22 protein-coding genes are annotated in these 25,699 nt (G+C 69.3%); 3 read left to right on the top strand and 19 right to left on the bottom strand.

Features of this window, described 5'->3' with window-relative positions; all coding sequences use genetic code 11:
• Nucleotides 1-339: 339 nt before the first annotated feature.
• On the top strand, nt 340-2,793 hold the full coding sequence (locus ACOGW9_RS11215; RefSeq protein ID WP_419911263.1) for a fibronectin type III domain-containing protein: 2,454 nt from the start codon (nt 340-342) through the stop codon (nt 2,791-2,793).
• 208 nt (nt 2,794-3,001) lie between these two features.
• Here the strand turns inward: ACOGW9_RS11215 and ACOGW9_RS11210 are convergent, their stop codons facing one another.
• Nucleotides 3,002-3,577, bottom strand: a complete 576-nt coding sequence (locus ACOGW9_RS11210; RefSeq protein WP_419911261.1) for a hypothetical protein — start codon at nt 3,575-3,577, stop codon at nt 3,002-3,004.
• Between the two features lie 178 nt (nt 3,578-3,755).
• On the opposite strand from ACOGW9_RS11210, the gene ACOGW9_RS11205 reads away from it, so the two are divergent.
• Nucleotides 3,756-4,424 (top strand): response regulator transcription factor, encoded by a 669-nt coding sequence (locus tag ACOGW9_RS11205; protein ID WP_419911259.1) that lies wholly within the window; start codon nt 3,756-3,758, stop codon nt 4,422-4,424.
• A 56-nt stretch (nt 4,425-4,480) separates the two neighbouring features.
• A complete protein-coding gene (locus ACOGW9_RS11200) occupies nt 4,481-6,109 on the top strand; it encodes an ATP-binding protein (protein WP_419911257.1) in 1,629 nt (542 codons plus the stop codon).
• A 63-nt stretch (nt 6,110-6,172) separates the two neighbouring features.
• Here ACOGW9_RS11200 and ACOGW9_RS11195 read toward each other — a convergent pair whose 3' ends face one another.
• The 18 genes from ACOGW9_RS11195 to pyrR all read right to left on the bottom strand — a co-directional run bounded on the left by ACOGW9_RS11195 (nt 6,173) and on the right by pyrR (nt 25,606).
• Nucleotides 6,173-7,405: a serpin family protein gene (locus ACOGW9_RS11195; protein WP_419911255.1), complete on the bottom strand. Its 1,233-nt coding sequence runs from the start codon at nt 7,403-7,405 to the stop codon at nt 6,173-6,175.
• A gap of 218 nt (nt 7,406-7,623) precedes the next feature.
• Complete coding sequence (locus ACOGW9_RS11190; RefSeq protein ID WP_419911253.1) at nt 7,624-7,911, bottom strand: hypothetical protein; 288 nt, start codon at nt 7,909-7,911, stop codon at nt 7,624-7,626.
• An 82-nt stretch (nt 7,912-7,993) separates the two neighbouring features.
• Nucleotides 7,994-8,569: a YfcE family phosphodiesterase gene (locus ACOGW9_RS11185; protein WP_419911251.1), complete on the bottom strand. Its 576-nt coding sequence runs from the start codon at nt 8,567-8,569 to the stop codon at nt 7,994-7,996.
• Between the two features lie 81 nt (nt 8,570-8,650).
• Nucleotides 8,651-9,547, bottom strand: coding sequence for a methionyl-tRNA formyltransferase (locus ACOGW9_RS11180; protein WP_419911249.1), 897 nt, complete (start codon nt 9,545-9,547; stop codon nt 8,651-8,653).
• Between the two features lie 111 nt (nt 9,548-9,658).
• Nucleotides 9,659-10,228, bottom strand: a complete 570-nt coding sequence (gene def / locus ACOGW9_RS11175) for a peptide deformylase (RefSeq protein ID WP_419911247.1) — start codon at nt 10,226-10,228, stop codon at nt 9,659-9,661.
• A 38-nt stretch (nt 10,229-10,266) separates the two neighbouring features.
• Nucleotides 10,267-12,123, bottom strand: a complete 1,857-nt coding sequence (locus ACOGW9_RS11170; protein WP_419911245.1) for a hypothetical protein — start codon at nt 12,121-12,123, stop codon at nt 10,267-10,269.
• Between the two features lie 26 nt (nt 12,124-12,149).
• The gene (metK, locus tag ACOGW9_RS11165) at nt 12,150-13,310 is read right to left on the bottom strand and encodes a methionine adenosyltransferase (protein ID WP_419911243.1); all 1,161 of its coding nucleotides are present in this window, start codon (nt 13,308-13,310) and stop codon (nt 12,150-12,152) included.
• Nucleotides 13,311-13,435: 125 nt separating this feature from the next.
• The gene (gene coaBC / locus ACOGW9_RS11160; RefSeq protein ID WP_419911241.1) at nt 13,436-14,695 is read right to left on the bottom strand and encodes a bifunctional phosphopantothenoylcysteine decarboxylase/phosphopantothenate--cysteine ligase CoaBC; all 1,260 of its coding nucleotides are present in this window, start codon (nt 14,693-14,695) and stop codon (nt 13,436-13,438) included.
• A gap of 1 nt (nt 14,696) precedes the next feature.
• Nucleotides 14,697-15,035, bottom strand: coding sequence for a DNA-directed RNA polymerase subunit omega (gene rpoZ, locus ACOGW9_RS11155; protein ID WP_323672173.1), 339 nt, complete (start codon nt 15,033-15,035; stop codon nt 14,697-14,699).
• 13 nt (nt 15,036-15,048) lie between these two features.
• Entirely contained in the window at nt 15,049-15,669 is a 621-nt protein-coding gene (locus ACOGW9_RS11150) for a guanylate kinase (protein ID WP_419911239.1), read from the bottom strand.
• A 10-nt stretch (nt 15,670-15,679) separates the two neighbouring features.
• A complete protein-coding gene (gene mihF, locus ACOGW9_RS11145; protein ID WP_419864354.1) occupies nt 15,680-16,015 on the bottom strand; it encodes an integration host factor, actinobacterial type in 336 nt (111 codons plus the stop codon).
• Between the two features lie 67 nt (nt 16,016-16,082).
• A complete protein-coding gene (gene pyrF / locus ACOGW9_RS11140) occupies nt 16,083-16,817 on the bottom strand; it encodes an orotidine-5'-phosphate decarboxylase (protein ID WP_419911237.1) in 735 nt (244 codons plus the stop codon).
• Between the two features lie 279 nt (nt 16,818-17,096).
• Entirely contained in the window at nt 17,097-18,107 is a 1,011-nt protein-coding gene (locus ACOGW9_RS11135; protein ID WP_419911235.1) for a dihydroorotate dehydrogenase, read from the bottom strand.
• Nucleotides 18,100-21,444 (bottom strand): carbamoyl-phosphate synthase large subunit, encoded by a 3,345-nt coding sequence (carB, locus tag ACOGW9_RS11130; RefSeq protein ID WP_419911233.1) that lies wholly within the window; start codon nt 21,442-21,444, stop codon nt 18,100-18,102. Before carB ends, ACOGW9_RS11135 begins: the two co-directional genes overlap by 8 nt.
• Nucleotides 21,444-22,634, bottom strand: coding sequence for a glutamine-hydrolyzing carbamoyl-phosphate synthase small subunit (gene carA, locus ACOGW9_RS11125; protein WP_419911231.1), 1,191 nt, complete (start codon nt 22,632-22,634; stop codon nt 21,444-21,446). The genes carB and carA overlap by 1 nt, the downstream gene beginning before the upstream one ends.
• Nucleotides 22,631-23,992 carry a dihydroorotase gene (locus tag ACOGW9_RS11120; protein WP_419911229.1) on the bottom strand — a complete coding sequence of 454 codons (1,362 nt, stop codon included), beginning with the start codon at nt 23,990-23,992 and terminating at the stop codon, nt 22,631-22,633. Before ACOGW9_RS11120 ends, carA begins: the two co-directional genes overlap by 4 nt.
• Complete coding sequence (locus ACOGW9_RS11115) at nt 23,985-25,064, bottom strand: aspartate carbamoyltransferase catalytic subunit (protein WP_419911227.1); 1,080 nt, start codon at nt 25,062-25,064, stop codon at nt 23,985-23,987. Before ACOGW9_RS11115 ends, ACOGW9_RS11120 begins: the two co-directional genes overlap by 8 nt.
• Nucleotides 25,061-25,606 (bottom strand): bifunctional pyr operon transcriptional regulator/uracil phosphoribosyltransferase PyrR, encoded by a 546-nt coding sequence (gene pyrR, locus ACOGW9_RS11110; RefSeq protein ID WP_416246650.1) that lies wholly within the window; start codon nt 25,604-25,606, stop codon nt 25,061-25,063. Before pyrR ends, ACOGW9_RS11115 begins: the two co-directional genes overlap by 4 nt.
• Nucleotides 25,607-25,699: the final 93 nt, after the last annotated feature.

The following is a 25,699-nucleotide window of genomic DNA, read 5'->3' as shown; positions in this document are numbered from 1 at the left end:
GCGGCGGCGTCCGCGCCGGCGGGCGTCCGCGTGTGTATATTGCCGCCCGGCCGGCATCGCTTGAAGATCGAGGTTGCCGGCCACAGCACGTAGTGGTACTGGTAGCGAGATGACTTCAGCCGGGAACCTGCGTGCTCGCGGCACAGGCTGGCGAACGAAGCAGACGAGGGCGACTCGGGTGGCAATGTCGAACCGGAACAGCAGCGGCGGCGCGCAGGGCATGCGACCCCCCCCCCCCCCTTATTCGGCGCCTCTGAACATCGTCGGGGACCCGGCCTGACCGCACGGCGGTCCCTTTCACGCAAGCCGCTGCTCCTGCTGACCGCTGTGACGGTCGGCATGACTGCGATGCTGCTGCCGGCACCCGCTGCCGCACGTCAGCAGGCTGCGGCCCGAATCGAGCCGGGAGGCGCCCAGCCGGTGCCGCAGTATCAGCAGGTGCTGTCGGGACATCGGTCGCAACCGCAGAGCAGCGCGTGCGCGGTGCCGGCCGGCGGCGATTACGACATCGACAATGACCGGCTCATCGAGGTGTGCAGCCTGGCGCAGCTGAACGCCATCCGCTGGGACGGCGACGGCGACGGTGCCGCCACCGCCGCCGGCCATGCTGCCGCCTTCGGTGGCGCGGCGACCGGCATGGGCTGCCCTGCTGCGGGCTGCAACGGCTACGAGCTGACCGCCGACCTCGACTTCGACACTGACGGCGACGGCAACGCCGGGGCCGGGGACACCTACTGGAACGCAGGCAAGGGCTGGACGCCTGTCGACCGGTTCAGCGGCAGGCACGGCCGACACGTCGTGTTCGAGGGGAACGGCCACACGATCAGCAACCTGTTCGTCGACACCACCAGCTCCAACGCCGGGCTGTTCGCCTGCGTGTGCTCATCGGTTGTCCGCAACTTGGGACTCGAGTCGGTCGACGTCACCGGCACGAAGAACGTCGGCGGGCTGGCCGGCACCACCAGTCAGGGCGGAGCGATCACCGGCAGCTACACCACCGGCGAGGTGTCGGGCGGGTCCAGCGTGGGCGGGCTGGTGGGGCAGCAAACGTCTGGATCCATTGTGGACGGCTACTCCACGGCCCAGGTGTCCGCAGACGGGACCGGCGGCAACGAATTCATCGGCGGGCTGGTGGGGAGACTCTTGCTCGGCAGCGTCAAGGGCAGCTATGCCGGGGGCGATGTGTCGGGTGGCACCGCAGTGAAGGTGGGCGGGCTGGTGGGCGTGAACTATGGCAGCATCGTCGCCAGCTACGCCAGCGGCGATGTGTCCGGCACCGGCATTCTGGTCGGCGGGCTGGTGGGCTTCAACCAAGGGCCCATCACCGCCAGCTACGCCGTCGGCAACCTGTCGGGCGCCCAGGCGGCAGGCGGCTTGGCGGCCTATCCCGTCGAGAACTTCGAACACTACGTCCGGATTACCCCCACCACAGCCAGCTACTGGGACACCCAGACCACCGGCGTGAGCTGGCGCAGCGGCGACGGCGACGGCAAGACCACCGCCGAGCTGCAGGGGCCCACGGGCTACACCGGCCTGTACGCCTCCTGGAACGTGGACCTCGACGGCGACGGCAGCGCCGATGACCCGTGGGACTTCGGCACGTCCGCCCAGTACCCCGCCCTGAAGCGTCTCGGGATCAGCGTGGCCGACCAGCGCAGCCAGATGCCAGGCGCAGCCGGAAGCCAGCCCGCCGCCTCGTCGGAACAACAGCCGGCGAAGGCGGATGGGACCTACTCGGTCACTGCCACGGCCAGCGTCGTCGAGGGCGAGACCGCCACCGTGACCATCACCCTCAGTGAGGCGGCGCCGGAGGACGGCGTGAAGTTCGCCTTGAAGCGAGGCTGGCACCGCGACGGCCGTGACGCCTCCAACGCCGACGTGGGCAGGCTCGCCCGCTCGGCCACCGTCCCCCAGGGCAGCCGTACTGCGGAGGTCGACATCGTCACCATCGACGACGGATATGTCGAGGACGACAAGATCTTCGCCGTCATCGTGACCGCTGACACTTCCGGCTGGGCGACCGAGGGCAGCGGCAAGGACACAGCCCAGATCACCATCCGGGACAACGACACAGCCGGGGTGACGGTCAGCCATGGCACGCTGGACGTGCCCGAAGGCGGCACCGCCACCTACACCGTGGTTCTGGACGCCGCTCCAGTAGGCGACGTGACCATTGCGCCGAGCAGCGGTGACGTGGGTGCAGTCAGCGTCAGCCCGGCGTCGGCAGTCTTCGGGTCGCACAACTGGAACGTCCCCCAGAGCTTCACCGTGTCCGGCGAAGCCGACGCCGATGCCGACGACGAGAGCGTCACCATCAGCCACCGAGTGACCGTTGGCCGGGGCACCGTGTACCTCGGCGTGACGGCGCCGTCGCTGACCGTGACAGTGACGGACAGCACCCCGCCCCCCATCCTGAATGTCCAAGAGCCCGAGCCGGAACCGCCGGAGCCAGCTTCCGAACAGCAGCAAGCGACGGAGCAGCCGCTGGACACTGTGGCAGTGCCCGGCCCGGTACAGGGCTTAGTGCTGTCGCTCACCGCAGACGGCGCGATTGACGTGACCTGGCAGGCCCCCCAGTCCGGCGACGCGCCCGAGAACTACATCGTGCACCTGAGGAATCAGGACAGCGGCAAGGGCAAGAACCGCAAGGTCAAGGCCCCAAAGACCACCACCACCTGGCGCAACCTGCAGGCCGGGGCGACCTACCGGGTTTGGGTGCGCGCTCAGAACGCAGGCGGCAAGGGCGAACGGGTCCGGGCCGTCATCACCGTGCCCGCTCCGCCGGCCCAATAACAGCCCCGCAGGAGACCGACGCTCCCGTCGCCTGCCTCGGTGGGCACCTCCTGGGCACGATCGTCCGCGACATACGGCGTCCGAGACATGCGGCTGGACATGCGGTTGGGCGGCTCTGCACGCGACGAACCCCCCTTGGGCCGGTCGGAGGGGGGCCGGCCCAAGGGGGAGGTCTGAGGGGGAGGCCTCAGGGGGTCGAGTGCGAGAGCTATGCGGCCGGGTCGCCTTCGGGTTCGGGGTTCTCGAAGCTGATCGTGTCCACGTTGTCGTCGCGGACGATGGTGAACTCGGTGGGCCTGCGGCACTGCTCGTCTTGCGGGCAGTCTTCGGTGCACATCTCGTGGGCGGGGCTGTGCGGATGCACCTCGGGTGTGCCGTCGGGGTCGGAGATCGTCGCGTCGCCGTCGCCTGTGCCGGCCGTCTTGAACGGGTCGGGCGCATCGCCGGCGGGGTCGCCTGTGGAGCTGCCGGCACTGGAAGCCTCCTCGGGCGGTCCGAAGGCGGCGAACGCGGCCTTCACGCACTCGGCGTAGCTCACCTCGGGTCCGGACGGCTCGGGCTCAGCCGTATCGACTGCGGGACCGCCAGAGGGCACCGGCGGCGGGGTGCTGCCGTCCGCAGCGGCCGGGGTAGCGGCCCAGCTGATGATCAGCAGTGCCAGCAGCGTGACGGCGGCGACCGCGGCGGCCCACACTGCGCTGCGGAGCAGACGCTCGCGGCGCCTGAGGTCCGCAGCGGCCCGTGGCCCGGTGCTCGCTGGGGGGTGGTGGTCGATGACCGACATGTTCTGTCTCCTTGCTGTGGTGGGGTCGTGGCCTGGGTTCTCATCGGGTCGAACTGTCCGGCCCGTGCTGAGTCGACGCCCACCGTGGCAGCCCGACGCTGAAGGGAGCCTGAGAGCGGCTGAGAGCGTTCTCAGGGTGACGAATTGCAGCCCACGCCGGCTGAGACAGACTCGCGGTGTGCGAATCCTGGTTGTCGAAGACGAGCAGCGGCTGGCAGCCGCCGTCCAGCACGGTCTCGAAGCCGAGGGTTTCAGCGTCGATGCGGTGCACGACGGACTCGACGGCCTGTGGCGTGCCCGCGAGGGACGCTACGAGGCGGTGGTGCTCGACATCCTGCTGCCGGGCATGAACGGCTACGAGATCTGCCGCACGCTGCGATCCGAGGACAACTGGGTGCCGATCCTGATGCTGACCGCGAAGGAAGGCGAGTACGACGAAGCCGATGCCTTCGACCTGGGCGCGGATGACTACCTCCGCAAGCCGTTCTCGCTGGTAGTGCTGGTGGCACGGCTGCGGACGCTGATGCGCCGCGGGCAGGCACAGCCGTCGCTTGCCCTCGACGTCGGGGACCTGAGACTCGACCCTCGTACCCGCCGATGCTCGCGAGGCGACACCGACATCGAGCTGACGCCCAGGGAGCTGGAGGTGCTGCATGCGCTCATGAGCCGTTCCCCCGAGGTGGTGCCCAAGCAGGAACTGCTCCACACGGTGTGGGGATTCGACTTCGACGGCGACCCCAACATCGTCGAGGTGTACATCGGCTACCTCAGGCGCAAGATCGACCGCCCGTTCGGGGCTTGCTCGATCCGCACTGTCCGCGGCGTCGGCTACCAAGTGACGAGATGACCGGGGAAACCGCAGCATCCGACCGACGACCGAAGTTCCCGGGCAGGGGCAGTGCGATGCGGGCGCGCCGCTCGGTGACAGTGCGGACCCGGATGACCGTGCTGGTCGGGCTGGCCGCAGCGCTGGTACTGATCCCCGCCACGCTCATTGCACCGGGCCGGATGGGCCAAGCACTGCTCGACGACGTGTTCGACGACGTGTTCGAGTCGCAGTCGCTGGACACCGAAGCTCTGGCCGACCTCATGGCACAGCGAGCCGCAGGCGTGCCCGGTTTCGTCGAGGCCGCCGCGGAGTCGGCGGGCAGCCTCGAGCACGCCGGCCCGCCCGAGGTGGAGATACGCGGCTTCGACCCCGACGAGGCGCGCATGCTGGCCAACGAGGCGCTGTTCATCCACGAGGCGCTGGCCCGCCTCGACGGCCGCGGGCACCTCGACGGCCTGCTGGATGCCACCGGTTCCGAGCGCAGTGCGGGCGTGCCGGTTGCGATGACCAACGGTGCCGTCGCGACCTTCTCGCACCGGGATCGCGCCAGTGCAACCCTGCTCGCGCCCGGCTCTGCCACCGGCCCCATGATCACTCTCTTCAGCCTCAGCGACCTGTTGTACAAGACGGGCGGGTTGGGGCCTGAGACATTCAAGGACGACGGGACGCCTGCGCCCTTCGGCGACCAGTGGTTCGCCGGGCACCAGCGCATCGCGTTCGCCACTCGCAGTGTCGACGGCTTCGACTTCGTGGTGGCGGCCGACACGAGCGGCGTGGCGCTCAGCGTGGACCGCCTGCGCTCCAGCATGTGGCTCGCGACTCCGCTGGCACTGGTGGCAACCGCAGCGGTGGCCTGGCTGCTCACCGGACGGGCGCTCCGCCCGGTGGAGCGCATCACTCAGCGAGTGCGCCGGATCAACGCCGGGACCCTGGGCGAGCGAGTCCCCCAGCCCCACAGCGGCGACGAGATCGACCGGCTGGCAGCCACCATGAACGCGATGCTCGACCGGCTCGAAGGCAGCGACACCCGGTTGAGGCAGTTCGTGTCCGACGCCTCCCACGAGCTGCGAACGCCGGTTGCGGTGCTGCGCAGCGAAGCCGAAGTTGCCCTGCGCAGCTCTGACAGCGTCCCGGCGGCCGATCTCGCAGCCGGCGTGCTCGTCGAGGCCGAGCGGATGCAGCGCATCGTCGACGACCTGCTGATCCTGGCCCGTCACGACGAGGACCGCAGCCGGGCTTCGACCGAGGCGATCGATCTCGACGACGTCGTCTTCGAAGAGGCCGCCAGACGCCGGGCTGTACCGGTCGACGTGACCGCTGTCTCTGCTGGCAGGGTGGCTGCCCCACGCGAGGACGCCAGGCGCATCGTCGCCCACCTGCTCGACAACGCAACCCGCCACGCCCGCGAGCGTGTCACGGTGAGTCTGACAACCCGCCCCAGCCCCGACCCTGCTTCGACGACGGGCTACGAGGCAGTGCTGAGCATCGACGACGACGGGCCCGGCATCGACGTGGCCGACCGCGACCGGATCTTCGAGCGTTTCGCCAGGCTCTCAGAGGCCCGCGACCGTGACGCCGGAGGCACCGGGCTGGGTCTCGCGGTGGTGCGCGCCCTCGTCACCGAATCGGGCGGCCACATCACCGTCGAGGACTCCCCCTCAGGCGGGGCTCGCTTCACGATCGTCCTGCCGACAGCTCCTTGACAGCGGGACCCAGTGGTGCCCCGGCGCTGACCTCGCGAGCATCGAACGGCTCTGCGGGACCCGTCACTCCGCGGGATTGACGACCCGGCCCACGAACAGCAGCGCACCGGTGTCGTGGTGCACGATGGCCCACAGGAATGGACGATCGGCAACGATCGTGACATCAGGCGTCGGAGGCGCCGATTCGGTGAACGCCATGGCCGTGGCCGCTGCGGCTTCGGTTCCCTTCTCGTCGACGATCACTTTGGCGCCGTGCAGCGCCGAGGTGACGAAGAGGTCCGGGGCGATGCCGTCGAAACCCGCGCCAGCGCAGAATCCCTGCGGGCACAGCCACTCGAAGAGATCTGTGGGCGGCAGCGTCTGCTCCCAGGTGGGCATGGCCAGATCCACCATGCCGTCGCCGGCCGTGCGGTCGAGTTCGATCAGGGCCGCCGCGTCGAGCGAGGCTTCGACTGCTCCCAGACCATCGAGCTCGTGGGGAACGACGAGCCACATCGCCAGCTCGCCGCCCTCGTAGGGCAGTTCCACCGCGTCGGCATTGTCGAGCCGGGCGTAGCGGCGCCACTCCGGCTCGCGGTCGCGCATGAACGGCACGCTCACCCTCTGGCCGGCGCCGGTAGTGAACGTTTCGTCGCTGGTCAGCTCGGCCAGGAACGGCAGCTGCCAGTCGGCCTTGAGATACACCGTGTTCACCAGGATGAGCCGCTGGTCTTGGACGGTGTCGCGGTTGACGATCTCGGGGATGAGGTCGCGAGTGCGCTCCGAGATCCACCGGTTGACGATCCGCGCAGCCTCGGCGCCGTCGGAGGTGTCGATGGGCTCGATCGACGCTCCGTAATGCCCGGCGGCGGTCTCCACGAATGCAGGTTCCGGCGTGAAGTCGTCGTCGGGGAACAGGCGGTTGGCGACTTCGACCGTCGTAGGTGCCACCGAGGCCTGCTGCACCATGAGATCGACGGCGTTCGCGGCGCTGTGAAGACCGGTCGGGGGGAATCCGAATATCCCGTCGAGCACAGTCCCGGTATCGGCTGAAGCTCCTGCGCGGCTCAGGCTGAACGCGGACCCGATGCTCAACGGGCTCGAGACGGCATTGCCCTCCAAGTGTCGATGAAACTGCCATCCGGCGGCGTTGACACCGGCCACCCATTCGGCCGTCGGGGCATCGGCGTCAGCCGGCAAGCGCAGTGCCGCCAGCTCGGCCGATGACGAGTCCAGTGCACCGGTGGTCCCGGAGGCACCGCATGCCGCAGCGAGCACCAGCAGCAACGCCAGCGACGCCGCTCTCATCTGAGCCATGACCCGCAAAGTACAGCGCACCTGCCGGATCGGACGCGCGGGCGAGGCTGCAATCTGCGAGCTGATCCCTTTGAGGTTCGCGAGAACTAGAGCGTGTTGACCAGAACCCAGCACGCCGTGCCGGGTTTGTACGGAGCGCTGCGAGAACGGGCCTCCGATCAGAACCGTCGACTACGCGGCAGCTCCGGGCGGCAGCGCGGGTTTGGGCCGGTACCGGTTTACGAGCTGCCGGTGCGCCGTATGAGCGCCCGGAAGCCTCGCGTGGTGGCGAAGTAGACCACGATGATTGCCACCACGGCGAGGGCCGGGGAGTACGGGCCGATCACCAGCCCGCAGAGGGCGATGGGCACGAGCGTCAACCACTTGACGGCAGTGCCTTGATATCTGCTGCGGGTTGCTGTCCACGAGTCGTCACCGTCGCTGACGCGCTCCCCCCCGAGGTTACGGGCGACCCAGCGCACCGACCGGTCGAGCGCTGTCTTAGGCGGGGCGAGGTTTCCCGGCACGGCTTGACCCTACTCGCAGCGGTGAATGAAGCCGCTCTGGCCAGGGAATGCCGCTGACTTGCGGGCTGGCCTCCAAGCCGCATCAGATCTCGCGGTCCCAGGACTCGGTGGGTTCGAGGCCGCCGGGGGTGAGCTGCCACAGCGACGGTGTTGCGCGGCCGTCTTCTATGTCGAGATAGCCGACGGTGCCGAGCTGGGCGCTGAGGTTGCGCGGGAACGTGGGCGATCCTGGATTGACACAGAGCACGCCGGACAGCGTGTCGATGCGGTGGACGTGCGTATCGCCGTACACGCACACGTCGAGCCGCTCGTCGGCGCCGAAGTGCCGCTCGATTGCGTCTGCCACGGTGTAGAACGACAGCTCGGGTACGGGCAGGTGGTGGGTGAGGCCGACCCGAACGCCGCTGAAGGTGTGCGCCCACGCGTTGGCCAGCAGCGGATGATCGGGCTGCACGTCTCGCCCTGACGAGCCGTCGTCGCCGTTGCCGCGGGCGGCCCAAGTGGGCGCGATCTCGTTGAGCCGATCGACCACCGAGATGTCGTAGATGTCGCCAGCATGCAAGATGGCGTCGCAGCCCTCCATGGCCGCGTAGGCCTCGGGCCACAGCTCGGGAGCGGCTTCGGGAATGTGCGTGTCCGAGATCAGCCCGATGCGCATCCGAACACGCTACGAGACTGACCGGCGACGCGATTGGCCGGCGAGAAGACTGATGGGCTGGACTGCCAATCGGGCCCGTGGTCAGCCGAAGCGGGTGCCGGACGGCAGGCGCGCGCCGCGCAGCCAATCTTGGGCATCGATCGCAACCCGGCCGGCGGGCTGCACGACGGCCGGGCGGATCATGCCGTCTCTCGTCGCCACGGAGCCATCGCGCAGGGTTCCGGGCGGATCATCGGGCCCGTCCGCGAGCGGGTTCGCCTTGCGGACGATGAAGCGCTCGCCGTCGAGCGTGGTCCACGCACCGCCGACCCGGATCTGCCGGTCGATGACGGCCGTCGGCTGGGACCAGTCGATCTGGCGGTCCGCTGGGGTCAGCTTGCGTGCATAGGTCGGCTCGCCTGCTTGCGGTCGGGGCGCGCTGAGGCCCCCATGGAGCGAATCTGCAAGGCGCAGTGCGCCATCTCGCGCGAGGCGGCGGCGAAGGCCCGCTGCAGTATCGGCCGGGCCGATGGGCACCTCGCGGTGCCAGTAGACCGGTCCCGTGTCGAGCGTCGCTTCCAACGCCATGAGTGACACGCCCGTGCGATCGTCACCTGCCAGCAGCGCCCGTTCGACCGGAGCGGCGCCCCGCCAGCGCGGCAGCAGCGAGAAGTGCAGGTTGAGCATGGGCATGACCGCCAGCAGGTCCTCACCGATGAGCTTCCCGTAGGCCACCACGACCGCGCAGTCGGCGTCGCAGCCGGCGAGATCGGCCGGATCGTGGCTGACCGGCAGGCTCAACCCTTCGGCGGCAGCGGCGACCGAGCTCGGGGTATCGCTGCCTCGGCGACTACGCCGACGTGGAGCGCCCGTCACCACGACGGGAATCTCGAACCCAGCCTCGGCGAGCGCCTGCAGGGCCGGCACTGCGTCATCCGGGGTGCCAGCGAAAGCGATCCGGCGTGGCCGTGGTGGCGGCAGCGGCAAGCTGAGTGACATCACGGGAAGACCGCCCTGTGATCGGGCCTGCCCGAGGAGGCGAGCCAGCGCGGCCGGATCCCGGACAGCGGTTTCGCCTTGCACACGTTGCGAGCGACAGCCGGGGAGTGCTCAGTCCCCCGCGGCATTGCGGCCCACGAGCGGGACGGGGCCGCTTTGCGCCGGCCCATTGGTGCCGGATTGCAGCTGCGCGAGCTGGACTCGCCACTCTCGCAGTGCCTCCTTGCGCTCGGCCTTTTCGAGATGGTCGACGAGCAGGACGCCGTCGAGATGATCCAGCTCGTGCTGGAACAGGCGGGCCTGTAGCTCATCGGCCTCGATGCTGACCTCGTTGCCGTCAAGGTCACGTCCGACGATGTGCACTTCTTTCGGACGCACGATCTCGAAGGTCAGACCAGGCACCGACAGACACCCCTCGGTGTAGGTCCACTCGCCGTCGCTCTCGACGATCTCGGGATTGATGAGCGTCTGGGGGCCGTCGCCCTCGTAGAGGTCGAAGATGAACAGACGGCGCTGAATGCCCACTTGCGGGGCCGCTAGCCCGATGCCCTCGGCCTCGTACATGGCCGGCAGCATGTCATCGACCATGCGCGCCACGCGGCCGTCGATGTCGGTGATCTCGGCGGCGCGCTGGCGCAGCACCGGATCGCCCATCAGCCGGATCTCGAACGTGCCTGCCATGGATTTCGGAGGCTACCGGCGTGCCCGCGCACGCCCAGTCAGGCGCGCAGAGGATCGACCGCTACTCGCAGCCTCCCCGACGGTCGCTCTGCGGTTGCCAGAGCGTCCAGCAGCGTGTCGCTGTCGTCGCTGCGAATGCGCCATGTTCCGTCGGCGGGTCCCGCTATGTCGAGCGAGCTGGCATGCAGGCCCGCCGCGAGACTGTCGATGTAGCCCGGGGCCGCGGCGCCGGACACCAGCGCCCACGCTGCAGCGGGCGGCTGTCGCATCGCCGAACGACGCTCGACCTCGGCACGCAGCCAATCGCTGGGATCGGCCTCGGCTGCCGCCGTCAGAACCGGATGATCAGGCAGCCGGGTCTGCACCAAGATGCTGCCGCTGCCCGAACGCGGGCCCACCAAGCGTGCTGCACGCACGAGCAGAGCGAACGCCTCTTCACCGGCCCGGTAGCGGGGCGCCGTGAGTTCCTGGTCGAAGTCGACGAACACGACCGCGTCTGCCGACGGCACCCGGTGCAGCACTGCTTCGGTGCCGATGTAGAGCGCAGGCTGCCGCGTCTGTGGTCGCGGTTGCTGGCGACGGGACGATGCTCCAGCGCCGCCGTCGGCAGCACCGGGGCCCGTGCTGGCGCCGGTTGCATCTGGCGCTACGCCGCCGACTATCTGGGCGACAGGACGGCGAGCCAAGCGCTCCATCTCTTCGGCGACGCCCTTCACCCCGACCCGGGCACGCCGGAACTTTGTGGCTCCGCAGAACTCGCACACCGCGGGCCGGACTTCACCACTGTCGGGGTCGGTGAACTGCTGATTCTCCAGCCGCAGCGCACGGCCGCTCACGTGCGAGCGCGCCAGTTCGCCGCACGAGGCGCAGTAGGCGAGGCGCGCCCGGCCGAGTCGGTTCAGCACGCACACCACGGTGTCATCGCTGCGCAGCAGCTCCGCGAGGTCTTCACCGCACCACTCCCCCGTCGCTGGGTCGTCGTGGCGTCGGTCTGCAATCTGCACTCGAGGCCAGGCTTCGCGCTCATCTGAGCGAGGAGCGGTGGTGACCGATGACGCTGATGACATCGCTTCCGGCGACGGCATCGGCCCCACCAGCAAGCAGCGGGCACCGTCGCGACGGGCCCGCTCGACCGCCACATCACGGGCATTCCACGTAGGTGCCGCCTCCCCCTGGTACGCCTCGTCGTGTTCGTCAAGCACGACGACCACATCGAGCCGGCCGCTCGGGGCCCATGCCCCGGCGCGGGTCCCCACAACCGCATGCGCCGAGGCTGCCCCGGCCCAGTCGCGTGGAGCGAGTGCAGTTGACACGCCCGCTTGGCGCAGCCTGCCCACCAGCCGTGCCGCCCACGCCACGGTAGGCACGAGCACGAGAGCGCGACCGTGGCGCAGTGCTTCGACTACCAACGGCCACTCGTCGACGCACGGGCCGAGACGAACGACGGCCGGCAGCCCACCGCCGGCTGGCGCAGGCACAGCGAACGCTTCTCCGACCCATTCGGGAGTGTCGGCCCCCTCATCGGACACGACGCTCGGCAGACTCACCGGAGGACTCGTCGGAAGACCCTTGACGACGCGATCCGGGCTTGCCGTACGCAAGAAGTGGGCCCTGGTGCCGGCCCATCGCCACGCGGCCCAACTCGCCAACTCGACCACATGCGGCGGCGGCCCCACGCCGACGACGCTGCTGATCGGCGCCAACTCCAAGTCGGCGGGCATCGGTGCATCGAGCGCGGTCACCCAGCCGCGCAGGCGGCGACGGTTGAGCACCACTCGCACGATGGTGCCGACGGTGACCGGTACACGTCCGGAGGCCATCTCCGGCGGCAGGAGGTACGTGAACTCGCGGTCGATGGCTGGCTCGTCCACCAGCACCTGCACCGCCTGCCGCATCGACGCAGTCTGCCTTGGGTGGCTCCTTAGAGGCCCAGTGCGGACTTGAGTTCGTCGACCCGGTTGAGGCGTTCCCAAGGGAATGTCGCGCCGTCAGGTTCGCGGCCGAAGTGCCCGTAGGCCGCTGTCGCCTTGTAGATGGGGCGTCGCAGATCCAGTTCAGCCACGAGCGCCGCTGGCCGCAGGTCGAACACCTCAGCCACTGCCGACGAGATGGCCGCCGGATCGACTTCTGCAGTGCCGAACGTCTCCACCAGCACCGAGACGGGGTGGGCACGCCCGATGGCATAGGCCACTTGCATCTCGCAACGGTCTGCTGCCCCGGCCGCCACGAGGTTCTTCGCGACCCAGCGTGCGCCGTACGCCGCCGAGCGGTCGACCTTTGACGGGTCCTTGCCGCTGAATGCGCCGCCGCCGTGACGGGCATAGCCGCCGTAGGTGTCAACGATGATCTTGCGCCCCGTCAAACCGGCGTCGGCGACCGGCCCGCCGCTGACGAAGCTGCCCGATGGGTTCACGAGCAGTTCGAAGTCTTCCTCGGCGAACTGTTCGCCAAGCGTGGGGCCGATGACGTGCTCGAGGAGATCGGGGCGCATCATGGCCGCGATCTCGATCCCCTCCCGGTGTTGAGCCGACACGACCACGGTGCGCAGTGCGACCGGCTCGCCGTCGTGGTACTCGAAGCTCACCTGGGTCTTGCCATCGGGCCGCAGGTACGGGATGCGGCCGGATCTGCGGGCCTCGGTCAGCTGCTCGGCCATGCGGTGAGCCACATAGATCGGCAGCGGCATCAGCGCTTCGGTCTCCCGGCAGGCGAAGCCGAACATCATGCCTTGGTCGCCGGCCCCTTGATCTTTGCCGCCGAACACGCCTTTGGTGATCTCCGGCGACTGCTCGTCGAGCGCGATCATCACGCCGCAGGTGTTGCCGTCGAATCCGAGCTCGCCGTGGTCGTACCCGATCCCGATGATCGTGTCGCGGACTACCCGTGGAATGTCCACGTAGGCCTCGGTAGACACCTCGCCCGCCACCACGACCAGCCCAGTCGTGACCAGTGTCTCGACGGCCACGCGGGCATCCCGGTCGTGCATGAGCAGGGTGTCGAGGATGGCGTCGGAGATCTGATCAGCCATCTTGTCCGGATGGCCCTCGGTCACCGATTCTGAGGTGAAGGTCCACTGGTTCAATGTGGCTCCCGATTCGGTCGTGATCAGTCGGTGGTCTGGGCCTGTCGCTGCATGCATTCGGAGCAGCGCGGCAAGGCTAGACGAACGAGGTCGCGACGCAGCAAAGGGTGCGCCAGCGCAGAGAACTACCGGCGCAGTTCGGCGACGGTGTCGAGAACGGCGTCGGCGACCTCGCGCTTGGAGCAGATCGGCAGCGGCCGCACCGTGCCGTCGGCCAGCAGGATCGTCACGATGTTGGTGTCGTGCGCGAAACCTGCGCCGGCCGCCGAGACATCGTTGGCCACCATCACATCGAGGTTCTTGCGAGCCAGTTTCGCCGCAGCATTGTCGAGTACGTCAGCGGTCTCGGCGGCGAAGCCGACCAGCACCTGACCCGGTGGCTTTGCCGCCCCGAGTCCGGCGAGGATGTCGTGAGTGTGCTCAAGCACGATGACGGGGGCTTCGGCGCTGTCGGCGGGGTTGCCCTTCTTGATCTTCTGCGGGGCTACGTCGGCAGGCCGGAAGTCGGCCACTGCCGCAGCCATGATGATCACGTCGGCGCCTGCGTGCGACACCACAGCGGCCTCCATCTCAGCTGCCGAGGTGACGCGCACTTCCCGAACACCCTCAGGCGGTTCCAGCGGGGCGCTGGTAACCAAGGTCACTTCTGCACCGCGATCCCGAGCGGCAGTGGCAATGGCGTATCCCTGCTTGCCCGATGATCGGTTGCCAATGAAGCGAACCGGATCGATGGCCTCCCGGGTGCCTCCGGCGCTGACGGTAACGCTGACGCCGGCGAAGTCGCGGCGCGGCGGCGGTGACTGCCGGGCAGGGTCTGGTTCGGGCAGCTCAGCGAGCACCTCGGCCACGGCTTCGAAGATGGTGGCCGGCTCGGCAAGGCGGCCCGTGCCGATGTCGCCGCCGGCGAGACGACCGGCCTCGGGCACCACCATGTGCACTCCCCGGCCGGTCAGCACCTCGATGTTGTGCTGCACGGCGGCGTGCTCCCACATCTCGGAGTGCATGGCAGGGCACACCACCACAGGTGCCCGCGTGGCGAGCAGCGTGGCGGTGAGCAAACCGTCGGAGATGCCCGCGGCATAGCTGCCGATGACGCGTGCCGTGGCGGGCGCCACGACCACCACGTCGGCCGTCTGGCCCAGCGTCGTGTGCGGGATCGGGTCGTCCTCGCCGAAAATCGACGTCTGCACGCGCTCGCTGGCCAAGGCGTCGAACGTTGCGCGGCCCACGAACCGCTGCGCCGCTGCGGTCATCACCGGGGCCACATGGGCGCCCGCATCCACCATCAGCCGGCACAGGATCACTGCCTTGTACGCGGCGATGCCACCGCTCACGCCCAATACCACGCGGCGCCCGGCGAACGGCGACGCCGCAGCGTCAGGCAAGTCAGGCCTCGAGGTCGGGAACCACTTCGAGCATGGCTGCGTCAGCCTCCGCCGCGGCGAGCGCTTCGGCCTCCAGCCGTGCTCGCTCTTCGGGGTCGAACCGCTCGAACGTGATCTTGTCGGCGTCGATCTCCTCGAATGCGATCGACAAGGGCTTGCGGGCAACCGAAGCAACCTGCGGCGGCACAACCGAGCCGATGCCGCCGTCGAGCTGGTTGTAATACGAGTTGATCTGCCGCGAGCGCATGGCAGCGAGGCTCACCAGCGTGAACTTCGAGTCGACCTTGGAGAGCAAATCTTCAAGCCCTGGGGTGATCATGGTGTCGGTTGACTCAGTCATCGCAAGTCGCAGGCTACCGGCGGGACCTGGTGCGCTCCACGAATGAGGCGATCTCCGACACCGTGCTCGAGATATCCCGGTTCACAACGATGAGATCAGCCATCCGGTAGCCGACGGGCAATTCCTCGTCGGCCTTGGCGAGCCGGCGTGCTACATCTGCATCAGGATCGCCCCGGCGGCGCATGCGCCGCTCCTGTTCGGCGCGGCTCGGCGGCAGCACCATGATCACCAAGGCGGCAGGATCACGGTTCCGCACCGAAACAGCACCCTGCACGTCGATTTCGAGCACCAGATCCCGGTCGAGATCGGGCGGCGGCATCGGGGTGCCATAGCGGTACTCGAAGAAGTCGGCCCACTCCAGGAACCCGCCTGCTGAGATCCGGGCGTCGAACTCCTCGGCCGTCACGAACGTGTAGGCCTCGGCAGGCTCCCCGACGCGACGAGGGCGGGTCGTCCACGATCTACTCAGCAGCAGCGTGGGGTCCTGCGCCACCAGCTCGGCCACGATGGTTCCCTTGCCAGCCCCACCTGGCCCGCACACCACGTACAGCGTGACGCCCCAAGGCGCGCTGTCGCCCGGTGCGCGCCCAAGCGCGCCATGACTCGCAGCGCCGCTGGGCGCCGGGTCGGTCATGCGACTGTCTTCACGCGCCTGAGGCGGAATCCTGTGCGAAATGCTCGCTCAAACGGCGCCGCTGCGTCTCGCCGAGACCCCGCAGCCGCCGGTTGTCGGCGATGCCAATCTCAGCCATCAGTCGGCGGGCCTTGACCTTGCCGAGACCGGGCATCGACTCCAAGGCAGCGAGTGCCTTGAGCTTGCCGACGTTCTCGACAGTGTCGGCTTCGGCCAGCAACTCGTCGAAGGTGAGCAGGCCCATCTTCAACCGATGCTTGACGTTTGCGCGGACCTCGCGGGCCTCCTTGGCCTTGGCCAGCGCCTCGGCACGCTGCTCGTCACTCAGTTCAGGCAGCGGACTCATTGAGGTGCAGTGTAGCTATGCGCCAGATAGGCCCTAGGGACACCGGGCTCGATGGCGGCGAGGCTTCTTACGGCTGACCCAGGGCGGCAGCGACCTCGGCGACGATGGCTGCCGCTGCGGCATCCGGATCGGGCGCTGCGGTGACCGCTCGGCCGATGACGAGCACATCGGCGCCGGCGCCGATGGCTGCGGCAGGGGTGGCGACGCGGCGCTGATCGGCCGACGGCGCCCCGGCGGGGCGTATGCCTGGGACCACCCGGAGCATTCCCGGAACGGTGTCGGTCACCACCGCAAGATCGGGCGCGGCGCACACGACGCCGTCGCATCCGGCTCGCTCGGCCAGTCGCGCGCGGCCAATCAGCGCCTCGGAGGGGGCGTCAGCGTCCGAGGTGAGCACGGTGACGCCGAGTGCGATCGGCACTTCGGCACCCGAGCCCGCATCGGCGGCACTGCGGCGTGCGCTTGCGGCACCGTCGCTCAAGCCGCGAGCGCCCGCGGCCAGCATGTCCGGACCGCCCTGGGTGTGCAGGGTGAGCAGCCAGACTCCCATCTCACCAGCGCAGCGAGCAGCGTGCTCCACCGTGTTCGGAATGTCGTGGAGCTTCAGGTCCAGGAACACGCGGCTGCCCGCCGACACGATGTCGCGCACGATCTGCGGGCCCACTGCGAGGAACAGCTCAAGGCCGACCTTCATAACGCCGAAGTCGGCCCCGAAACGCTCCACGAGCGCTAGGGCAGCGCTCCGATCGGGCACATCGAGCGCGAGGGCCAAGTGGTCACGAGCTGGGACGCACCCGAGCACGGATGCCGTTGCTGTGGCTGTTGGCGGGTTCAACTGGTCTCCGCCGTGTCGTAGACGGCATTGACCGCTGCCTCCATTGCCTCTGTGAGCCACATGGTGCTCCATCCTTCCATTGTCGCTCTCTCACCGAATCGCAATCGAGCAAGTACTCAGCGCAGTGACGATCAGGCTGAGCATCACGATCACTCGGTACCATCCCATTGCTCTTTCGTGGTTCATGTATTTCACTCCTCGCCAGAGGTTTCTGTCGGTTGCCGGACGGTTCAATCGCAGCACGGCTCAGTCGCCGGATGGGTCGGTTGCCGGGTCAGCGGCCTGGCCTGCAGCCTTGCGAGGCGCGGCGCCCATCCGGTGGGCGCGCCCCGCGAGTGAGGCTGCAGAGCGGACACCGTGCCGCTCGCACCAGCGCCGCAGTTCGCTGAGCACGTTGCGAGGTGCCCTGGGGTCCCAGAACGAGGCAGTGCCGACCTGTACCGCACTGGCGCCGGCAGCCATGAGCTCCACTGCGTGTTCCCCCTTGGCCACCCCGCCGACGCCCACGATCGGCACGCCGCCGAGCGCCGCACGGACGTCGTAGACGGCCCTCACCGCAACCGGGCGGATGGCCGGACCCGACAGCCCCCCGCCGCCGTTGCCGAGCGTGGGCTGCGCTGTGACCGGGTCGATCGACATCCCGAAGACGGTGTTGATGAGCGTGAGCGCCTCGGCTCCAGCGCTCACGGCCGCTTCGGCGATCTCGACAAGATCGGTGACGTTGGGGGTGAGCTTTGCCCACACGGGCACGCCCGCAGCAGTTGAAGCGCTGACGGCATCGGCCGTGGCCGACGGATCGCAGGCAAACATCTGGCCGCGGCCTTCGAGGTTCGGGCAGCTCACGTTCACCTCCAGCGCCGTGAGCCCGGCACCTGTGAGCGCCGCTGCTGCCGTGGCGTAGTCGGCGACCGTGCGGCCCCAGATGCTGGCCACCACCCGGGCGCCCGTGCGGGCCAGGCGCGGCAGTTCGCGCTCCGCCCATGCGGCGACGCCCGGGTTCTGCAGCCCTACCGCGTTGAGCATCCCCGCAGCGGTGCCCACCACTCTCGGTGCCGGGTTGCCGGCCCAGGAGAACGGCGAGAGCGATTTGGTCACGATCGCCCCGAGCGATGCCAGATCCATGTACGAGCCGAGCTCGGTGCTGTAGCCGGCAGTGCCGGACGCCGTCATGACCGGGTTGGGCAGCTCCACGCTGCCGACTCGCACTGCCATGTCGACGCCTCCGCCCCGGACGGCCCGGGGCAGTGACTCAGGCATGCTCGCGTCGCATCGACGCATCGAGTTCTGCGTGGAATTCCTGCAGCGGCCGCACTTGCAGGTCGCTGGCAAGCCACTCACGCAGGCCCGTGGCTGCGGCGCGGGCCGCGGCCACGGTGGTCAGGCACGGGACGTGATGTGTGCGCGCCGCCGCCCTGATGTGGCGGCCGTCGATCTGCGCCCCTCGACCCCTCGGCGTGTTGACCACCAACTGAATGCGACCTGCAGCCATGAGCTGCACCGAGTCCTCGCCGGGCGAGGTCTCGAGGCCGTCCACCGACAGCTTCGCCACTTCGGTCGTGACCGCAATGCCGTTGCGCCGCAGGTAGTCGGCCGTGCCGGCCGTCGCAGCGATGTCGAAGCCGAGCTCAGAGAGCACACGGGCCGCCTCGAGCCCCTCGGGCTTGTCGCGGTCGGCCAGCGTGAGCAGCACCGTGCCGCCGGACGGGAGTGCATCGCCCGCAGCAATCTGACTCTTGGCAAACGCCAGCCCGAAGGTCGCGTCAATGCCCATGACCTCGCCCGTCGAGCGCATCTCCGGGCCGAGCACTGTGTCCACCGAGGGGAACCGGCCGAAGGGCAGCACGGCTTCCTTCACAGCGACATGGCGCGGCCCTGTTGGCTCATCGGCGGGCAGCTGGCCGTTGCGTGACCAGCCAGGGAGCATCCCGTCTGCGACGAGCTCGTCGAGCGTCTCACCCGCCATCACCCGCGAAGCCGCCTTGGCCAGCGACACCCCGGTGGCCTTCGCGACGAACGGGACCGTGCGCGACGCCCGCGGGTTGGCCTCGATCACGAACACCTCACCGGCCTTGACGGCGAACTGCACATTCAGCAGCCCCACCACGCCGAGCGAGTCGGCCAGGCGCTGGGTGTAGGTCACGATCGTCTGCTGGGTCGCGGCGCTGAGGCTCGGCGGCGGGATGGCGCACGCGCTGTCGCCCGAGTGCACGCCGGCCTGCTCGACATGCTCCATGATCCCGCCCAGCATCCACGCGCCGGTGCGGTCGCGCAGCGAGTCGACATCGACCTCGATGGCGTCTTCGAGGAAGCGATCCACGAGCACGGGCCGTTCGGCCGACAGTCCCCCTTCACGACCCAGCGAGGAGAACTGCGCCAGCTCGGCCATGCTGGCGGCGAGCTCGTCGTGGTCGTACACCACGGTCATGGCCCTGCCCCCGAGCACGTAGCTGGGTCGTACAAGCGCGGGAAAGCCGATGTCGTCACAGATCGCAGCCGCCTCGGCAGGTCCGGCTGCGGTGCCGCCTGGCGGCTGCGGGATGGCGAGCGCGGCGCACAGCGCATTCCAGCGCTCGCGGTCTTCGGCCAGGTCGATGGAGTCGGCGGGAGTGCCGCACACCAGCTCGGCGGGCAGCTCCGATGCCAGCTTGAGCGGCGTCTGACCGCCGAGGCTCACGATGACGCCGACCGGATCCTCGGCGTCGATGATGTTGAGCACGTCTTCGGTGGTGAGCGGCTCGAAATACAGGCGGTCAGAGGTGTCGTAGTCGGTGGAAACCGTCTCGGGGTTGCAGTTGACCATGACGGTCTCGTAGCCGGCGTCGCGCAGGGCGAAGCTGGCATGCACGCAGCAGTAGTCGAACTCGATGCCCTGGCCGATGCGGTTGGGTCCCGAGCCCAGGATGATCATGCGGGGGCGGGTGCCGGGGCGGATCTCGTCCTCGTCTTCGTAGGTGGAGTAGTGGTACGGCGTGCGGGCATCGAACTCGGCGGCGCACGTGTCCACGGTCTTGAACGTGGCGCGCACGCCCGCTTCGAGGCGCGCAGCGCGCACCTCGGCCTCGCCGGTGCCCCACAGCCATGCGAGCTGCGCGTCGGCGAAGCCGAGCTGCTTGGCGCGCTTCCACGCACGCCGACTGAGCTGGCTGGGGCTGCCGGCCGCTTCCAGCGCCGCCCGTTCGTCGACGACGGCGAGCATCTGGTCGACGAACCACGGGTCCACGCCGGTGGCGGTGCTGACCTCGTCAGGATCGGCGCCTCTGCGCAGCAGCTCTCCCATCTCGAAGACCCGTTCGGGCGTGGGGGTGGCGATCGCGTCGAGCAGCTCGGCTGTCGTGCGCTCGGCGTACTGCGCCTCGCCGGCGTCGGCATTCAGGCCGAAGCGGCCCTGCTCCAGGCTGCGCAGCGCCTTCTGCAGGCTTTCGGGGAAAGTGCGGCCGATGGCCATCACCTCGCCGACGGATTGCATCTGCGGGCCGAGCACCGGCGCGGCACCGGGCAGCTTCTCGAAGGCCCAGCGAGGGATCTTGGTGACCACGTAGTCGATGGTCGGCTCGAAGCTGGCGGGCGTCTCGCCGGTGATGTCGTTGGTGATCTCGTCGAGCGTGTAACCGACGGCGAGCCGGGCGGCGATCTTGGCGATCGGGAAGCCGGTCGCCTTCGACGCCAGGGCAGAGCTGCGGCTGACCCGCGGGTTCATCTCGATGATGATCTGCTCGCCGTTGGCGGGGTCCACGGCGAACTGCACGTTCGAGCCGCCGGTCTCCACGCCGATGCGGCGGATGCAGGCGAAGGCCGCATCGCGCATCTGCTGGTACTCCACGTCGGACAGGGTCTGGGTGGGGGCGACCGTGATCGAATCGCCGGTGTGCACGCCCATCGCGTCGAAGTTCTCGATGGAGCAGATCACCACGCAGTTGTCGGCGCGGTCGCGCATCACCTCGAGCTCGAATTCCTTCCAGCCCTTGACCGACTGCTCGATGAGGATCTCGCTGATCGGGCTGGCGTCGAGGCCTGCGGCTGCGGCGGTTTCGAACTCGGCGGCAGTGGTGGCGAAGCCGGTGCCCTCCCCGCCCAGGATGTAGGCGGGACGGATGATGACCGGCAGGCCGATCTCGTCGATCGCCCGGCGGGCCTCGTCGATGGAGTGCGCTATGGCCGAACGAGCGCAGCGCAGGCCGATTTCGGTCATCGCCTGGCGGAAGCGGTCGCGGTCCTCCGCTGTGTTGATGGCTTGTTCGGACGCGCCGATCATCTCGACGCCGTAGCGGTCGAGCACGCCGCTGTTGGAGAGCTCGGTGGCGAGGTTCAGCGCCGTCTGGCCGCCGAGCGTTGGCAGCAGCGCATCGGGGCGTTCGCGGGCGATGATCGCCTCGAGCACCGCCGCGTCGAGCGGCTCGACGTAGGTGGCATCGGCGAACTCGGGGTCGGTCATGATCGTGGCCGGGTTCGAGTTGGCCAAGATCACCCGGTAGTCCTCTTCGCGCAGCACCCGGCAGGCCTGCGTGCCCGAGTAGTCGAACTCGCAGGCCTGGCCGATCACGATGGGCCCCGAGCCGATGATGAGGATCGAGCCGATGTCGTCGCGGCGCGGCATCAGCGAGCCTTCCCGTGACTGACGGCAGTGCCGGGACCGGCACCGTTGGGGGTCCCGCCCCAGAACTGCGACATGAGGTCGGCGAAGCGATCGAAGAGGTAGCGCGAGTCGTGCGGCCCGGGGCTGGCTTCGGGGTGGTACTGCACGGCGAACGCGGGCAGGTCGCGGCAGGCGAAGCCTTCGAGTGACCCGTCATTGAGGCACACGTGCGTCTCGTCGACGCCGGGCACCGAGCCGGATTCGATGGCGAAGTTGTGGTTCTGGCTGGTGATCTCGACGCGGCCCGTGGACTCGTCGCGCACCGGCACGTTGCCCCCGTGGTGGCCAAAGGGCAGCTTGTAGGAGCGGCCGCCCAGCGCGAGGCCGAGCACCTGCTGGCCGAGGCAGATGCCGAAGATCGGCACCCGGTCAAGCAACTCGCCGAGCGCGCCGATGACGCTGCCCGCCATCTCAGGATCGCCCGGACCGTTGGAGAGGAACACGCCGTGGGGCTCGCGGGCGAGCACCTCGTCTGCGGGAGTGTGCGCCGGCACCACCTCGACGGTGGCGATGCGCCCGAGGTTGACCGCGATGGCGCGCTTGATGCCCAAGTCGTAGGCCACCACACGCCACGGCCCGTCGCCAGCCGTATAGGGCTCCGCGGTGGTGACCTCGCTGACCAGATCGACACCGGCGGTGCCGGCCTCGGCGGTGGCCGCGGCCGCGAGGCGTTCCAGCGCCTCATCGTCGGGGGCGGGCCCGAAGGCACCTGGCATGGCGCCGTGGTCGCGCACGTGGCGTGTCAAGCGTCGCGTGTCCACGCCCGCGATGCCGGCCACCCCGTGGCGGGCGAGATAGGCGTCGAGATCGCTGTCGGAGCGCCAATTGGAGCGGCGGCGGGCCAGGTCGCGGATGACGACGCCCCTGCAGAAGGGGCGGCGAGACTCCGCATCGGTCGGGGTGGTGCCGTAGTTGCCGATGTGGGGGTAGGTGAACGCGATGATCTGGCCTGCGTAGGAAGGGTCGGTGATGACCTCCTGGTAGCCGGTCATCACGGTGTTGAACACGACCTCGCCCGATGCGATGCCGCTGAGTGCGCCGGGGGGTGCGTCCAGCGGCGCGCCGATCATCTCGCCCTCGAAAGTGGTGCCGTCGGTGAGCACGAGTGCGCCGGGAGCGGGCGCAGCGGGGTTGTCTACGGTCGAAGTCATCGGGTGTTTCCTGCGGCGAGCGCAGCGACGGTACCGGCAGTGCTGCACAGCGCACCGTTGGCCACAGCCGTGCGTCCCGCGACGATCGTCGTCGTCACCATCGCGCTCATTTCACGTCGACGGTGCGGTGTGTTGCGCGCCATGGAAACCGAGCCGCGCTCAGCCAGCGTCCAAGGCCGGCTGAGGTCGAGGACCACCAGGTTCGCGGGCTGGCCGGGCTCGATCGCCCCGCCGCCGAGATGGGTGGCGCCTGCCAGTTCGGCAGGTCGCCAAGCGAGCGCGTCCAACGCCGTCTCGACACTGATGTCTGGGTGGTCGAGGACGAGTGCGGCGCAGGTCTCCAGTGCCGCCACCCCGGGCGGTGCCTCGTCGAACGGCAGGTCCTTCGCCTGCGGCGGCACCGGCGAATGGCCGCTGACCACCGCATCGATGGTGCGGTCGTTGACGCCCGCCACGAGCGCCGCCTGGTCCTGCGCGGTGCGGTACGGCGGCTCGGCTCGCATGAGCGTGTCGTAGCCGTCGGCGTCGACATCGATGAAGTACAGGTGCTCAGCGCCAACCGACGCGGACACGTTGATGCCCTCCGCCTTGGCGGCACGCACCAGCTCGACCGTACGTGCGGCACTGATCCGGTCGAGGTGCAACCGCCCCCCGGTGAGCCTCGCAACGCCGATCGCAGCGTTGGCTGCCAGCTCCTCGGAGGCAGCCGGTTCCCCGGCCAGGCCCATGCGTGCCGACACCGCGCCCTCGGCCATGGCGGCCGTGCCGCCGAGATGGGCTATCGCCGGGCGCACCGAAACGGTCCCACCCAGCGGCCCGGCGTACTGCAGGGCCCGGCGGAGCAGACCGGAGTCGGCCAGCGGCCCCACGTCGGTGAACCAGCGGACGTCGGCATCGGCCAGCTCGGCCATGGGCGACAGGCGCTTCCCGACCCGATCGGCGGTGATCGTGGCGGCGGCCACGACCGCGCAGTGCCGGCCTGCGGCGTTGCGGCGCAGCTCGGCGAGCTGGCCCAGCCGATCGAGCGGCGGATCGGTGTCGGGCTGTGCGAGCACGGCGGTGAAGCCGCCGAGCGCGGCGGCCGCTGTGGCGGTGGCGACGGTCTCGGCTTCCTCGTTGCCCGGTTCGCCCAGACGGCTGAACAGGTCCACCAACCCAGCGGCGACCACGCACCCGGTCGCATCGATGACGTGTGCCGAACCGTCGCGACTTGTGCCGGGAGGATCCACAGCCGCGATCCGGCCGTCCAGCACGGTGATGTCCGCGTGCCGCCGGCCGGTGCGCTCAACGATCTCGCCGCCTGCGACAAGCAACGTCTCACCTGCGCCCGGCGACTGCTGCTCCGCCATCTCAGGCACCGCCTCCGCCTATCGGTTCCGCCTCTGAGGGCACCGGGTCGGGCGGCCCGTCTGCGTTGGGCAGGGCCGTGCCCGATCCGATCAGGCGGAACAGCACCGCCATGCGGGCGGCCACGCCGTGCGATACCTGCCGGGTGACCAGCACCCGGTTGGCGGCCAGGTCCTCGAACACCGCGCCCGCGATCTCGATGCCGCGGTTCATCGGGCCAGGATGGGTGATGACCGCGTCGGGACGCAGGCGCTGGGCGCGTTCGGCGGTGAGGCCATAGCGGGTGACGTACTCGGGCACCGACCCGATCAGGCCGTCCGCCATGCGCTCGCGCTGGCAGCGCAGCAGCCCCACCACGTCGAGCTCGTCGAGCACGTCGTCGAGACTGTGCGAGATCTCGACCCGCTTGGCCGCATCGGTCTGGAGCCAGCAGTCGATCCACTCGCGGGGCTGCGCGGGCAGCAGCGTGGGCGGCGCGACGAGCACGATGCTGGCTCCCAGAGCGGTGTACGCCTCGATGTCGCTGCGCGCGACCCGGCTGTGCACGATGTCGCCGACGATGCCGATCCGGCGCCCTGCCAGCGTGGGCTCATCAGCGGCATCGGCGCCCGGCTGGCCGTCGGCCATCGGAGTGAAGTGGCGCCACAGGGTGTAGGCGTCCTGCAGGCCCTGGGTGGGGTGGGCATGCCACCCGTCGCCGCCGTTGAGCACTGCGACGCCATCGTCGGCCCAGCGGGCGATCTGGGCAGGCACGCCGGCGCTGCGATGGCGCACTACAGCGGCATGGATGCCCATGGCCTGAACGGTCTCGAAGGTGTCGCGCAGCGATTCGCCCTTCGCGAGCGACGAGGACGAGGCCGAGAAGTTGAGCACGTCGGCCGACAGTCGCTTGGCGGCGGTCTCGAACGCCAGCCGGGTGCGGGTGGATTCCTCGAAGAACAGCGTGGCCACGGTGCGACCGCGCAAAGCAGGCACTTTGGGGATCGGCCGACGGCCCACCTCGACGAATCGGTCAGTGAGCGACAGCAGCTCGGAGATGCCCTCGGTGCCGAGCTCGCCCAGCGTCAGCAGGTGCCCGCTCACTTGCGCATCTCCCCCAGCAGCACGCCCTCGAGCGTCACGTCCACCATCTCCTCGCGGCTGGTGGGCAGGTTCTTGCCGACGAAGTCGGGGCGGATGGGCAGCTCGCGGTGACCACGGTCGATCACCACGGCGAGCTGCACCGCTCGGGGACGCCCGAAGTCGTTGAGGGCATCGAGCGCGGCGCGGATGGTGCGGCCGGTGTAGAGCACGTCGTCGACCAGCACCACGGTCATGCCGTCGAGGTCGAAGGGGATGTCGGTGACGGCTTCGGCCATGACCGGGCGCAGTCCGATGTCGTCGCGGTGCATCGCCACGTCGAGCGTGCCGAAGGGCACGTCGGTGCCGTCGATCTCGAACAGGAGCCGCACGATCCGCAGGGCGATCTGCACGCCGCCGGTCTGCAGGCCCACCACGAGGACGTTGTCGAGACCCTCGTTCCGCTCGATGATCTCGTGACTGACACGGGTGAGTGCCCGGTGGACCCCGCTGGAATCGAGAATGGTGGTCCGTGCAACGAAAACGCCCCCGTAGGGGGGCGTCATGCGTCGCTCGCGGTCTGCCACGCGCAGGTCCTTCCTGTCCGTACGAGCCTCACCGGACCCGCTTCACGGTCAGAACCGCACCCTAGCGCGGGC

It is taken from the genome of Candidatus Poriferisodalis sp., from assembly GCF_965203655.1.
Lineage (GTDB): Bacteria > Actinomycetota > Acidimicrobiia > Acidimicrobiales > Poriferisodalaceae > Poriferisodalis.
This window is presented reverse-complemented; position numbering and strand designations above follow the sequence as displayed.